Annotated in this window: 12 protein-coding genes; 3 read left to right on the top strand and 9 right to left on the bottom strand. The window is 71.0% G+C overall.

Annotated elements, in window-relative coordinates:
- Positions 1-71: 71 nt before the first annotated feature.
- The gene (locus ENC19_RS26920) at positions 72-611 is read right to left on the bottom strand and encodes a DUF1062 domain-containing protein (protein ID WP_281603924.1); all 540 of its coding nucleotides are present in this window, start codon (positions 609-611) and stop codon (positions 72-74) included.
- A gap of 313 nt (positions 612-924) precedes the next feature.
- Positions 925-1,866, bottom strand: a complete 942-nt coding sequence (locus tag ENC19_RS26915; RefSeq protein ID WP_164449857.1) for an AraC family transcriptional regulator — start codon at positions 1,864-1,866, stop codon at positions 925-927.
- Between ENC19_RS26915 and ENC19_RS26910 the strand changes: the two genes are divergently transcribed.
- Positions 1,791-2,894 (top strand): NAD(P)-dependent oxidoreductase, encoded by a 1,104-nt coding sequence (locus ENC19_RS26910; protein WP_328824394.1) that lies wholly within the window; start codon positions 1,791-1,793, stop codon positions 2,892-2,894. The two genes, ENC19_RS26915 and ENC19_RS26910, sit on opposite strands and share 76 nt — an antisense overlap.
- Before the next feature lie 250 nt (positions 2,895-3,144).
- Here the strand turns inward: ENC19_RS26910 and ENC19_RS26905 are convergent, their stop codons facing one another.
- Both ENC19_RS26905 and ENC19_RS26900 read right to left on the bottom strand, forming a co-directional pair.
- Entirely contained in the window at positions 3,145-3,402 is a 258-nt protein-coding gene (locus tag ENC19_RS26905; protein WP_164449855.1) for a glutaredoxin domain-containing protein, read from the bottom strand.
- Between the two features lie 91 nt (positions 3,403-3,493).
- Positions 3,494-3,949: a DnaJ family domain-containing protein gene (locus tag ENC19_RS26900; RefSeq protein ID WP_166459192.1), complete on the bottom strand. Its 456-nt coding sequence runs from the start codon at positions 3,947-3,949 to the stop codon at positions 3,494-3,496.
- A gap of 129 nt (positions 3,950-4,078) precedes the next feature.
- Between ENC19_RS26900 and ENC19_RS26895 the strand changes: the two genes are divergently transcribed.
- Positions 4,079-4,729 carry a LysE family translocator gene (locus ENC19_RS26895; protein ID WP_164449853.1) on the top strand — a complete coding sequence of 217 codons (651 nt, stop codon included), beginning with the start codon at positions 4,079-4,081 and terminating at the stop codon, positions 4,727-4,729.
- Positions 4,730-4,790: 61 nt separating this feature from the next.
- Here the strand turns inward: ENC19_RS26895 and ENC19_RS29685 are convergent, their stop codons facing one another.
- From ENC19_RS29685 to ENC19_RS26885, 3 genes are all read right to left on the bottom strand, one after another.
- Positions 4,791-5,267: a hypothetical protein gene (locus tag ENC19_RS29685; RefSeq protein ID WP_208021034.1), complete on the bottom strand. Its 477-nt coding sequence runs from the start codon at positions 5,265-5,267 to the stop codon at positions 4,791-4,793.
- Entirely contained in the window at positions 5,255-5,971 is a 717-nt protein-coding gene (locus ENC19_RS29680; protein ID WP_208021033.1) for a phosphotransferase, read from the bottom strand. The genes ENC19_RS29685 and ENC19_RS29680 overlap by 13 nt, the downstream gene beginning before the upstream one ends.
- A gap of 157 nt (positions 5,972-6,128) precedes the next feature.
- Positions 6,129-8,150 (bottom strand): beta-galactosidase, encoded by a 2,022-nt coding sequence (locus tag ENC19_RS26885; RefSeq protein ID WP_208021032.1) that lies wholly within the window; start codon positions 8,148-8,150, stop codon positions 6,129-6,131.
- Between the two features lie 166 nt (positions 8,151-8,316).
- On the opposite strand from ENC19_RS26885, the gene ENC19_RS26880 reads away from it, so the two are divergent.
- The gene (locus ENC19_RS26880) at positions 8,317-10,665 is read left to right on the top strand and encodes a TIM-barrel domain-containing protein (RefSeq protein WP_164449852.1); all 2,349 of its coding nucleotides are present in this window, start codon (positions 8,317-8,319) and stop codon (positions 10,663-10,665) included.
- A 71-nt stretch (positions 10,666-10,736) separates the two neighbouring features.
- Here ENC19_RS26880 and ENC19_RS26875 read toward each other — a convergent pair whose 3' ends face one another.
- Both ENC19_RS26875 and ENC19_RS26870 read right to left on the bottom strand, forming a co-directional pair.
- Positions 10,737-11,720 (bottom strand): carbohydrate ABC transporter permease, encoded by a 984-nt coding sequence (locus tag ENC19_RS26875; protein ID WP_164449851.1) that lies wholly within the window; start codon positions 11,718-11,720, stop codon positions 10,737-10,739.
- Complete coding sequence (locus tag ENC19_RS26870; protein ID WP_281603917.1) at positions 11,717-12,715, bottom strand: ABC transporter permease; 999 nt, start codon at positions 12,713-12,715, stop codon at positions 11,717-11,719. The genes ENC19_RS26875 and ENC19_RS26870 overlap by 4 nt, the downstream gene beginning before the upstream one ends.
- Between the last annotated feature and the right edge of the window lie 4 nt (positions 12,716-12,719).

Below are 12,719 nucleotides of genomic sequence, written 5' to 3'. Positions count from 1 at the left end.
CTGGGGCGGTGACGGCCGCGCGTGTATTCCGTGGCCGGGCGGGTCGAGTGGACCCCGCCCGGCCACCCGCGTCAGTCCCCGGCCGTCACGGTGAAGGTGAACCCGGTACTCCGCGGACGACGCAACGGAATGTCGCACTTGATCCGACGCAGTACCTCGCCCCTGCTGAGGCCGAGCCCGTACGCGATGAGCCGTTCCGGACGCACCGGTACCGGATCGTCGAAGACGACCGCCACCTGGACCGGCCACGTCTGGTCGGGCCACTCCGACGGGGTGACCAGCCGCCAGGCCCCCGTCCAGTCGAGAGCGAAGCGGTTGCGGCGGGCGAGCTGCGGATCGAGCAGCCGCGACGCCACCAGCGCCGGATCGTTGAGGCGGTATCCGCGCAACTCGGCCGGATCGAAGGATCTGACCGGGGTGCGTTCGTGCACGGTGAGTTTGCTGGTCCGGTCGCAGGACACGCAGCGGACCAGCAGCCACACGTCCAGCAACTTGTGGTTGGCGTTGACGCGGAACCTGCCCGCGCCGGTGGTGGCCGACTCCGACCGGCAGTCGACACATCGCAGCGACAGCAGCGGCAGCCTGGTCCGACGGACGACCCAGGGCAGCACGATATGAGGTTGTGAAGACACGATTGCTCCGAAAGACCTGACACGAGGCCGAATGAGCGCGGCCTCAAACGCGGTACGACCGGGCGCACAGACGCAGCCCGGCAGAGCCGACGGAAGCGTCGGCCACCAGTGAGCGGTGAATGTCAGGTCTAGAGAGCAGGCGGGGTCACGCGGTTGTCCTCTGCCTCGCTGCCAGGGGTCGTCGGCAACCTATGGCAGCGGCGGGAAGGGCTCAAACGGATTTCCATCGGCTCCGCTCGAACGGCTGCTCGGACCGCTGGTAGCTGTTCGCTGGCGTGTTGTCCGTGGTTGCTCAGCCTTTCGTGGCGGTGAGCCGGCGGTAGCGGCCGGGTGGGCGACCGTGGGCGCGGGTGAAGGCGCGGCTGAAGGCGAATTCGGAGGTGTAGCCGACCTGGTGGGCGATGGCCGCGACCGGGAGGGCGGTGTCACGTAGCTTGCGGGCTGCGAGGTTGAGGCGCCACCGGGTCAGGTAGGTCAGTGGGGGTTCACCGACCTGGCGGGTGAACCGTCGGGCGAGAGTGGCTCGGGAGACGTTGACGGTTGCGGCGAGGGTGTCGAGTGTCCAATCGTGGCCGGGTCGTTCGTGCAGGACGGCCAGTACGTGTGCCGTGAGCGGATCGCGAAGTCCGCGCAGCCAGGAGGCGCTCGTGGTGCCATCGTCGGTGTCGAGCCAGGTCCGGACGACGTGGATCAGCAGCAGGTCGAGCAGGCGTACGGCGGCGGTGGCGGAGCCGGTGGCGGCACCGCTGCGGGTCTCGTGGGCCAACAGGTCCAGGACGGAGCGCAGCCATGGTCCGCTCTCGGGTTGCGCGGTGGCCACGTGCAGCACCGGTGGCAGCAGGCTCAGCACCGGATGGGCGATGTCGGTCTGGTAGCTGTAACCCGCGCAGAGGATCCGGGTTCGCGCGCCGGGCCCATCGAGCACCAACTCGCCGTCAGGGCTGATAAGGCTGCGTTTGAGGTCCTCGTCGAACCGGCGTGTCGGCAGGGCCGGATCGGTGGCCAACTGGTGCCGCGCCCCGGCGGGCAGCAGCACGAGGTCACCCGGGGCCAGGTGACGGGGCGGTGCGCTGTCAGTGGTGAGCCAACAGGTCCCCGCAACCACGGCGTGGAACGAGGCACCCCGGCGGGCCGGCAGCTCGATGGCCCAGGGAGCTCGTGCGTCGAAGGTGGCCATCAGGCTCGCGTCGACCCGGGCCATCGCCAGCACGTCACCGAGAACGTCCATCCCCACAAGGTAGGACGGTGAGGCGCACACCGACAGGCGCGGTGAGCGTGGCGGACAAACAACTGAGCGGCGCGGGCATTCATAACCTCACCGGTGAGCAGCAGAGTGATTGGCATGAAGATCATCGGAAGCACTGCTACCACCGAAGGAGCAGCATGAGAATCGCCGTACTGGGACTCGGCGCGATGGGCTCGCGGATGGCCCGCAGGTTGCTGGCCACGGGCGAACACCAGGTCAGGGTGTGGAACCGCACGGCCGAGGCGGCACAGCCGCTGGCCGAGGCCGGCGCCACCGCAGCGGCGACCCCGGCAGCCGCTGCGGTGCAGAGCGACCTCGTGCTCAGCATGGTGCGCGACGACGACGCCGGCCGTGCGGTCTGGCTGACCCCGGGCACCGGCGCGCTGGCAGCCATGGCACCCGGCACCATCGCCGTCGACTGTTCCACCGTGACCCCGGCCTTCTCCGACCAACTCGCCGAGCGGTGCGTCCAGTGCGGTGTGGAGTTTCTCGACGCACCGGTGTTGGGCTCACGTCCCCAGGCCGATTCCGGCGCACTGATCTTTCTCGTCGGCGGGGATCCGGCGGTTGGCCGCCGGATCGAGCCGGTGCTGCGGCAGATCGGCGGCGCCGTGCACCACATGGGACCCGCCGGGACCGGCGCCCGGATGAAGCTGCTCGTCAACTCGCTGTTCGCCGTGCAGGTCGCCGCCGTTGCCGAGCTTCTCAGCGCACTGCACGACACGAACCTGGAGGCGGCCCGCGCCGTCGAGGTGCTCGCCGCCACCCCGGTGGCGAGCCCGGCAGCCGCCACCGCCGCCACCGCCATGCTGGGCCGCGCATTCCCGGCGGCCTTTCCGATCGATCTGGTCGCCAAGGACCTGCGGTACGCCGTCGCGGACGCGGCCTCACGTCAGGCCACCGTCGTCCTGACCAATGCCACCGCCGACACCTTCCAGCGGGCGATCAGCAAAGGCCACGGCCAGGACAACATCACCGGGGTCGTCCAGCTCTTCCGCGCCGCCACAGCCACCTGACGACACCAGCTTGAATCCTTACGCATCTTAACAGTCATTATGATGTGCGCACGTTATGTCCGATTGCTGGACGATAATTAGAGTATTTTTGTAAACGATAATTCGATAATTCGATAATTCGATGAGGGGCGCCGACACGAAACCCGTGCGATCTACCGGGCGAAGATCGAGCCGGAGCTGAAACCGGTCCAGCGAGCTGGCGATGCGTGGCGCGGCGAGAAGCGCGGGCCGAGCCGACCGGTGCCCGGTGTCAGGGTCGGGCGAGGGTGGCGACGAGCGCCGCACGCGGGTTGACCAACCACTGCCCGGCGACGTGCACGGTGGGAACGGTTTCGTTGCCGTCGGCCACCGCCCGCACCGCTGCCGCCGCGGCCGGATCTGCCCAGATGTCGACCTCGGTGAAGGCCAGCTTGCGCCGCTTGAGGCCGCGGCGCAGCAGGTAGCAGTAGGGGCAGCCAGGCCGGCTATAGACGGTGATCGGCAACTGCTCCCCGGGGGCGGTGTTCATGGGCGGTCCCGTCCGGTCTCGGCGAATCGGTCGGCTCGCCGGTGGTCGACCTGCACAGCGGACTTGCCGAGCAGGACGCGCAGCGTTGCCATCACGTGGCCCGGCGACGGAACCAGGAACGCCGACGTGGCGCCGGCGACTGGGCGGCGGGTGTCGACGGTGCGGCCTTGCGCCGCTCGTCCTGCCACCGGCGCACCACCGCGTCGGCGTCCACCGGACGCACCACGACCCGTGGGCCGGACGGGTTACGCAGCCAGGCCAGCACCTCGGCGTTGAGATCGGCCACGACCGCCCGCACCGCCTGCTCGGTGGGCAGATCCCGGACCTCGTCGGGTAGTTGCTCGATGCGCCGACGCAGCAGCAGCGGGGTGGGCAGCAACAGGTTGGTCGGAACCTGTTCGCGCTCCAGGAAACTCTTGATCCACCAGGACTCGTCGTAGGGCAGACCCCGACCGGCGATCGGCTTGCCCGCACCGGGCAGATTGTCGAACTCGCCGCGCTCCTGCGCCGCCCGGATCTGCGCCTCGACCGACGCCTCCCACCGCATCTCCACCCTCGCCACCTCCCCGGACAACCGTAACGTGACCACCGTCTCCCGATGGGGCAGCGTCACGGGCCCGGCCGGCATTCCCCGGTGCCCTAGGCTCAGGTTCACGGTGGGACGGGGGTCACGGACATGGTCGGTACGGCCGCAATTGTGGGCATCGCGTTGGTCGCTCTCGGGATGGTGCTGACGCCAGGGCCGAACATGGTCTACCTGGTGTCGCGGTCGGTGACCCAGGGCCGACGAGCCGGGCTGATCTCGCTGCTCGGGGTCGCCGCCGGCTTCGCGGTCTACCTGGGTGCGGCGGTCGCCGGCATCGCCACCGTGTTCGTGCTGGTACCGGCGCTGTACACGGCGGTCAAGCTGGCCGGCGCGGCGTACCTGCTGTGGCTGGCGTGGCAGGCGTTGCGCCCGGGCGGGCAGTCGCCGTTCAACCCGGCGCCGCTGCCACCGGATCCGGCCCGCCGGCTGTTCACCATGGGTCTGGTCACCAACCTGCTCAACCCGAAGATCGCCATCCTGTACGTGTCGCTGCTGCCGCAGTTCATCGACCCGGCACGCGGCAACGTCGCCGGGCAGAGCCTGCTGCTCGGTCTGACCCAGATCGCCGTGGCGCTGACGATGAACACGTTGATCGTGCTCACCGCCGGTGGCATCGCCGGTTTCCTCAGCCGGCGGCCACTGTGGCTGCGCGTCCAGCGGATGCTGATGGGCACGGTGCTGGCGGCGATGGCGGTGCGGATCGCCGCCGACCGTTCCCGCGCCGCCGTCGCCACCGGCTGAGCCCGCCGTCGCGCACCGCCCTCGACCGCAGCCGTGACCGGGCTGAGCTGCCCGGTCACGGTCAGCGGCGTACCGCCCCGGTGGCCGCGTCCAGCAGCTGTTCCAGGACCGCGCGGGTGGGCAGGTGCGTCAGTAGGTGCGCGACGCTGCGGTCGGCGTACCGCCGCTCCTCGTCGTCGGTTGCCTCCAGGGCGGCGTCCACCTGACCGAAGACGTAGTTGGCGAGGCTGGTGACCGCGCCACGGAACGCGGTCAGGTCCAGCGGCGGCAGGGTGCCCGCCGTCGCGCGGTACCCGTCGAGCAACGCGCGTGCGCCGGCCACATTGACCGACCCACCGGGGACCACCGCCCAGTCCAGCAGCGCGTTGGCCAGCTCCCAGCTCGGCGGTTGACCGCCGGCATGTTCCCAGCCGACGACGACGAGGTGGCCGTCGGCGGCCAGCCGGGTGCTCGCCGGACCGAGGGTGTTGTGGCAGAGCACAGGTTCCGGCGTCCCGGTGACCCTGCCGATGCCGTCGAGGTCCGTCAGGGTGGCCACCGCCGCGCCGAGCGCGGCGGCCCAGCTGGCCTGGCGAGCCGCGGCGACGGCGGCGAGTTCGGGCCAGCTCCCGTGGCCAACCGGGTGCCGGGCCACGGGCTGACCCGATCGACCGGCAGGCGGAGCCCGTGGATCGTGGCGAGGACACCGCCGACCGCGCGGGTGACCGACGAGCGGGCCGGGGCGAGCAGCGGTGGCCCGGAACGCAGCCCCTGGTAGACCCGCCAGCGGTGTCCGCCGATGGTCTCGACGATCCGGCCCGCACGGCTGCGCACCGGAGCGGGCAGCAGGACACCGGCGGCTGCGGCGGCCTGCTGCAACGCCACGTCGGTCTCGGCGTCGACGATGGGCCACCAGGTGTCCATCGTCCGCACCGCCCAGCGGCCCCGGTCCGTCACCAGCGACCAGCGACGCCCCATGTCGTCGGCACGGGCGACGGTGCGCATCTGGCCGACGACGTCACCGAGGCCGTAGCTGGCGGCGATCGCGTGGGCCAGGGACGCCTCGGCGGCCTCGGCCCGGCCCCGCATCCGGATGACCTCGGTCTTCAACGCTGCCCAGGTGGGAAAGCCGTACTGCTCGGCGAGCCGCGCCTGAGCGGTGGTCAGCGTCGCGGCCGGGTCGATGTCGCGCAGGCCGGCGAGCAGGTTCTTGGCCTGTTGACGCAGGTGGTCGAGGCTGGGGTTGTCGGGCAGGTCCTTCACAGGGCACCTCACTCCTCGCCCGGACTCGCACGGGCGGAACTGAGCTTCGGTGTCCGTCGCTCGACGGGTGGTGTGAGGGGGTGGCTTCGAGCCTACCGGCGAGTCTCGGCGCGTTCCCGACGCGCAGGTGCGAGGTTAGCCAGCCGGTGCCGACGGATCAACCCTTGTGCTCGCGGAGCACCGCGACACCGCCGGGTGACAGGGTGACCGCCCGGTCGATCGGTGTCGCGGTGAGCAGTTCCATTCCGCGTGCCGGCACGCGCTGCTCGTGACCGGTGTGGTTGAGCAGGAACAGCCAGCTCGCCTCGCCGTCGCGGCGGCGTACCGCCTCGACTCCCTCGGGTGCGTCCGGGCAGACGGTGGTGACGCCGGCCGCCCGAGCGACGGTGCCGAGCAGCCGCCGGTAGGTGGTGTCGTCGAGGCGGGTGGACAGGTACCAGGCGGTGCCGGCGCCGGCCCGGTGCCGGGTGACGGCGGGCATCGCGTCGAGTACGCCCCCGGCGTAGGAGACGATCGTGTCGGCACCGGTCAGGCGCAGCGTCTCGGCCCAGATCCGTCCGGTGCCGCCGCCGTCGAGCAGGACGTGGTCGTCGGCGGCGAGGGGGTGGAACTCCTCGGTGTACACGCCCAGCAGGTCCCGTAGCGCGCCCGGATAGCCGCCGAGGCGCACCCGGGCGTGTTCGTCGGCGACGCCGCTGAGGTAGGTGACCAGCAGGTGGCCGCCAGCGTGGACGTAGCCGTGCAGCCAGTCGGCGGTGGCGTCGTCGATCAGGTAGACGGCGGGTAGGACGAGCAGCCGGTAATCGTCGAGCGGGTCGCCCGGGGTGACGGTGTCGCACGCGTACCCGCTGCGCCACAGGGCCCGGTGCGCGGCGGCGAGTTCGTCGTGGTGGTCCGGCAGGGTCGACGGCAGGCCCGGATGGCGCAGCGCCCAGCCGCTGGCCGCGTCGACCACGAGTGCCACGTCCGCCTCGACGCGGCCACGAACCTCACCGAGCTGCCGCAGCGCGACGCCGAGTGCGACGGTCTCCCGGAACACCCGACTGTCCGGGCCGGCGTGCGGCACCAGGGCGGAGTGGAAGCGCTCGGCACCGCCGACCGGTGCCCGCCACTGGAAGAACATCGCGCCGTGGGAGCCGCGGGCCACGTGGGCGAGGCTGTGCCGCAGCATCCGCCCCGGTTCCTTGGTGTGCATCCGTCCGGCGGTGTGGATCTGGTTGGGCGCGCTCTCCATCAGCAGCCATGCCGCCGCACCGCCGGACGGCGGCGAGCCGGGGTGCCGGCGGGCGGCGGCGTGTCGGGCCCAACCACGGGCCAGGTCGGCGACCAGCGCGGTCTGCTCCTCGGCGCCGCCGTCGACGGCGGACGGGTAGTGGTCGACCGCGACCAGGTCGACCTCGGTGGCCCAGCGGGCGTGGTCGACCGGCACCCAGTCGCCGAGCACGTAGTTGGTGGTGATGGTGAGCGCCGGGTTCGCTGCCCGCAGCAGGTCACGTTGCTCGGTGTACGCGGCGAGCAGGGTGTCCGACCAGAAGCGGCGGAAGTCGAGCAGCTGGCCGGGATTGGACAGGTACTGGGTGGCCCGGGGGGTGCTGATCTGCGTCCAGTCGGAGTAGTGCTGGCTCCAGAAGCTGGTGACCCAGGCGTCGTTGAGGGCGGCCAGGTCACCGTGGCGGGTGGCCAGCCAGCGCCGGAAGGCCCGGGCGGTGTGCTCGCAGTGGCAGGTGGTGCCGTACTCGTTGTGTACGTGCCAGCCGGCCAACGCCGGGTGGTGGGCGTACCGGTCGGCCAGGGCGGCGGTGATGCACAGCGCGGCCTCGCGGTAGGCGGGGGTGGCGGCGCAGTAGGTGTCCCGGCTGCCGTGGTGCAGCCGGATCCCCTCGGCGGTGACGGGCAGCGCGCCCGGGTGGGCCAGGGAGAACCACGGTGGTGGCGAGGCGGTCGGGGTGGCCAGGGCTACCCGTACGCCACCGGCGTGCAGTAGGTCGAGCACCTGGTCGAGCCAGCCAAAGGTGTACCGGCCGGGTGCCGGTTCGAGCCGGGACCAGGCGAACACCCCCACGGTGACGAGATTGACCCCGGCCTGGCGCATCAGCACGACGTCCTCGGACCAGACCTGCGCCGGCCACTGCTCGGGGTTGTAGTCGCCGCCGTGGCAGAGCGGGCCGTCGGTCCACATCACCATCACCAGCCCGCCGGTTTAGTTGAGGATGCGTCCAAACTATGGATCACTCCGACCCATGTCAACAGCCCAGCGCCAGCTCATATCTACGCTCATCGTTGACAGTTCGTTGGATAGTTAAAGAAACTGTCGGCACCGCCGTGAACGCCGCCAAGGAGAGCTGATGCCGTACCGACCGCCGTTGGTGCCCTACGAGACCTTCGTCGCCGACCCACCCGACCTGCCGGTGCGCACCCCCGGTGAGGGTGGCCCGGCCGTGGTGAGCCGGGCCGAGATCGCCGGCACCGACGCACACGGAGCCACCGTCAAGGCGGTGCTGGCCGACGGGATGACCGCGGTGGTGCGCGTCGACGCGGCCGGCGACGGCATGATCCGGGTACGGCTCGCCGAGGATCCGCAGGCCCGCAGCCGGTCGGCCCGACTGATGCCGCTGGTGCATCCCGGTACCCACCCGGCCACCGTCACCGTCGACGACCGGCACTTGCGGATCGACGCCGGCGCGCTGGTCGCCGAGATCCGGCTCGACCCGTGGCACATCCGGTTCCTGCGCCCCGACGGCACGCTGCTGGTGGAGCAGGATCCGGGCACGGTCGACATCAGTGGCCGGCAACGCACCCTCCCGTTCGGCCACTCCACCACCGACGGCGTCCGGGTCGCCTGGCACGAGAGCTTCGTCGCCCCCGGCGACGAGCGGTTCGTCGGCTTCGGCGAGAAGTTCACCCCACTGGACAAACGCGGCCAGCGGGCTCTGATGTGGAACTTCGACGCCTTCGGCAGCGAGTCCGATCGGGCGCACAAGAACGTGCCGTTCTACCTGTCCAACCGGGGCTACGGGGTGCTTGTCGACAGCGGGCTGCCGGTGCAGTTCGACGTCTGCCAGTCCACCCACAGCGCGGTGCAGATCCTGGTCCCCGACGACCTGCTCGACTACTACGTGCTGGCCGGGCCGACCCCCGCCGAGGTGTTGGACCGGCTGGGCCAGTTGACCGGGCGGCCGTACCTGCCGCCGCGCTGGGCCTTCGGCACCTGGGTCTCCTCGGGCTTCTACCCGGACAGCCAGGAGCGGGTGCTGGAGCGGGCCCGGCGCCTGCGCGAGCGCGACATCCCCTGCGACGTGCTGCACCTGGACTGCTACTGGCAGGTCGCCGGCAACTGGTCGGACCTGCGCTGGGACACCGAGGCGTTTCCCGACCCGGCCGGGATGCTGCGGACCCTGTCCGAGCAGGGCTTCCGGGTCTGCCTCTGGATGAATCCCTACCTGATGACGGCCAGTCCGCTCTACGCCGAGGCCGACGCGGCGGGCTACTTCCTGCGGCGACCCGACGGCAGCACGTACGTCGCCGACGTGTGGCACGGCAGCTACCCGGCCTCGGCCATCGTGGACCTGACCAACCCGGCTGCGGTGGACTGGTTCACCGGGCTGCTGCGGCCGCTGCTGCGCCAGGGCGTGGCGGTGTTCAAGACCGACTTCGCCGAGGGGGTGCCCGCCGACGCGGTGGCCCACAACGGGATGAGCGGCGTCGAGCTGCACAACGTGTACGCCCTGCTGTTCAACGACGTGGTCGCCGGCGTCACCGAGGAGGTGGCCGGCCACCGGGCGGTGTGGGCGCGCTCGTCGTACCTGGGTGGGCAACGGCACAGCGCGCAGTGGAGCGGCGACGTCAACGCCACCTGGCCGGCTCTGGCCAGCACGCTGCGCGGAGGGCTGTCGCACGGCCTGTCGGGGGTGCCGTTCTGGAGCCACGACACCGGCGGCTTCCACGGCACCCCGGAACCCGACCTGTACGTACGCTGGTCGCAGTTCGGTGCGCTGTCGCCACTGGTCCGGCTGCACGGCACCACCAGCCGGCTGCCGTGGGAGTTCCCGGCCGAGGCGGAACAACTCGCGGTGGCTGCGCTGCGGCTGCGCTACCGGTTGATGCCGTACCTGTGGTCGGCGGCGGTGCAGGCGGCCCGCACCGGCGTACCGATGATGCGGGCCCTGCTTGTCGACACCCCGCAGGATCCGACGGCCTGGACCACCGACCTGCAGTACCGGCTCGGGACGGACCTGCTGGTGGCGCCGGTCACCGATGCGTCCGGGGTGCGGGACGTGTACCTGCCCGTCGGCGACGACTGGTTCGACGCCGCCACCGGCGAACTGCATCAGGGCGGCCGGCATCTTCGGGTGCGCGCGCCGCTGTCCCGGATGCCGCTGTACGTGCGCCGGGGTGCGCTGCTGCCGCTGGTCACGCCGGGGGCCACGGTCGGCGACGGGCCCTTCCGGGAGGTCACCGTGGTCTGCTGGGGGGCGGCGGACGGGCAAGCCGTGGTGCACGACGTGGACGGCGACACGATCATCGAGGCGGTCCGCGACGGCGACGAGTTGCGGATAACGACCCGGGGGCCGCTGCTGGTGGGGCAGTTGGCGCTCGCGGGGGTCGGCGACGCCGACCGACCGGCCCGGTCACTGCTCAACGGTGCGGCGGTGACCGTCGTGCCCTTCGGGGGGCTCTTCCCCACGTCGGGCTGACCGTCGCCGCGCGGCGCCCGACTGGACGGAGTCGGGCACCGCGCGGCGACGGGGTCGCGGTACGGGTGGGGTCAGCCCTTCACCGCGCCGGTGATCACGCCCTTGGTGAAGTGCCGCTGCACGAACGGATAGATGATCACCGCCGGGATGACCGTCACCACCACCACCGCCATCTTGACCGCGAGCGTCGGCGGGTACGCGGTCACCCCGGGCAGGCTCACCGACGCGCCGGAGACGTTCGGCGACTGCCCGGCCAGGATGTAGCTCTGCAACACCCGCTGGATCGGGAACTTGTCGTTGGAGTCGATGTAGAGCACCGCGTTGAAGTACACGTTCCAGTAGCCGACCGCGTAGAAGAGCCCGACCACGGCGATCACCGCCTTGGACAACGGCAGCACGATCCGGGTGAGGATGCGCAACTCCCCCGCGCCGTCGATGCGGGCGCTGTCGAGCAGCTCGGCCGGCACGTTCATGAAGAACGCGCGGATCACCACCAGGTTGAACACGCTTATCGCGCTGGGCAGGATCAGCGACCAGAGGCTGTCCTTGAGGCCCAGCCCGGTCACCACCAGGTAGCTCGGCACCAGCCCCGGGAAGATCAGGAACGTCAGCAGGAAGTAGAACAGCAACCCCCGGTGGGCCACCGAGCCCGGCCGGGACAGCCCGTACGCGGCAAGCACGGTGAGCACCAGGCTGACCGTGGTGCCGAACACGGTGACCAGGGTGCTGACCCACACCGCCCGGGTGACGTCCCCGCCGCTGAAGATGGTGATGTACGCCGACGGGTCGAACTCCCGGGGGATCATCACCATGCCACCCGCGTCGTCGATGGTGCCGCGTGAGGCGAGGCTGGTGACCAGCACCGCCCAGAGCGGCACCAGCACCGCCGCCACCAGCAGCGTGAGCACGACCCCCTTGCCGATGGTCAGCGACGTCGACGGGCGGCCCGCCCACACCGGACGACCGGGGTGGCGTCGCCGCGGCGGTGGCGCCGGTGGCCCCGCCGTGGTCGGTGCCGCGGGTACCGGCCCGGCACCACTGAGCTGTGCGGTCATGATTTCGCGTACACCCCCTGCTCACCGAGCCGATGCGCGATCTTGTTCGCGGTGAGGATGAGCACCAGCCCGACCACCGCCTTGAACAGGCCCGCCGCCGCACCGAGCCCCCATTGCTGGGTGCTGATCGCCTGGTAGTAGACGAACGTGTCGAGCACCTCGGCCGCCTCCCGGCCGACCGCCTCCCGTTGCAGGATGAACTGCTCGAACCCGACCGAGAGCGCGTCGCCGAGCCGCATGATGAGCAGCAGCACGATCACCGGACGCAGGCCGGGCAGGGTGATGTGCCACAACCGCCGCCACCGGCCGGCCCCGTCGGCCGCCGCCGCCTCGTACAGGTTCTGGTCGATGGCGGACAGCGCGGCCAGGAAGACGATCGCCCCCCACCCCAGGTCCTTCCAGACCGCCTCGGCGGTGACCAGCACGATGAACGTGTCCGGGTTGGTCATGATCCCCCAGGGCTCAAGACCGGCCTGGCGCATCTCCTGGGCCAGCAGTCCGGCCCCACCGAACATCTGCACGAAGAACGTCACCACCAGCACCCAGCTGAAGAAGTGCGGCAGGTAGACGACGCTCTGCACGAAGCCACGCAGCCGCCCGGAGACGACGCTGTTGAGGATGAGTGCCAGCAGGATCGGCAGCGGGAAGAAGAACACCAGCTGGAAGGCGGTGATGCTCAGCGTGTTGCGGACCGCGTCCCAGAACAGCGGGTCGCGGAAGAGTGCCTCGAAGTTGCCGAAGCCGATCCACTCGCTGTTGAGGAACGCGTCCAGCGGGTCGTCGCCGACGAACGGGTTGTAGTCCTGGAAGGCGATGATGTTGCCCAGCGTGGGCAGGTAGTGGAAGACCAGCAGCAGCACCGCCGCCGGTGCGGCCATCGCCAGCAGCGGCCAGTCGCGGCGCAGCCGGGTCCGCAGGCTGCGCCGCTGGGGACGCCGCGGTGACGGCGTACGCCCGGCAGGTGGCCGCGTGTCCACGGCGCCGGGGGCGCTCACGACC

The organism is Verrucosispora sioxanthis, assembly GCF_010560025.1.
Classification (GTDB): Bacteria; Actinomycetota; Actinomycetes; order Mycobacteriales; family Micromonosporaceae; genus Micromonospora; species Micromonospora palythoicola.
This window is presented reverse-complemented; position numbering and strand designations above follow the sequence as displayed.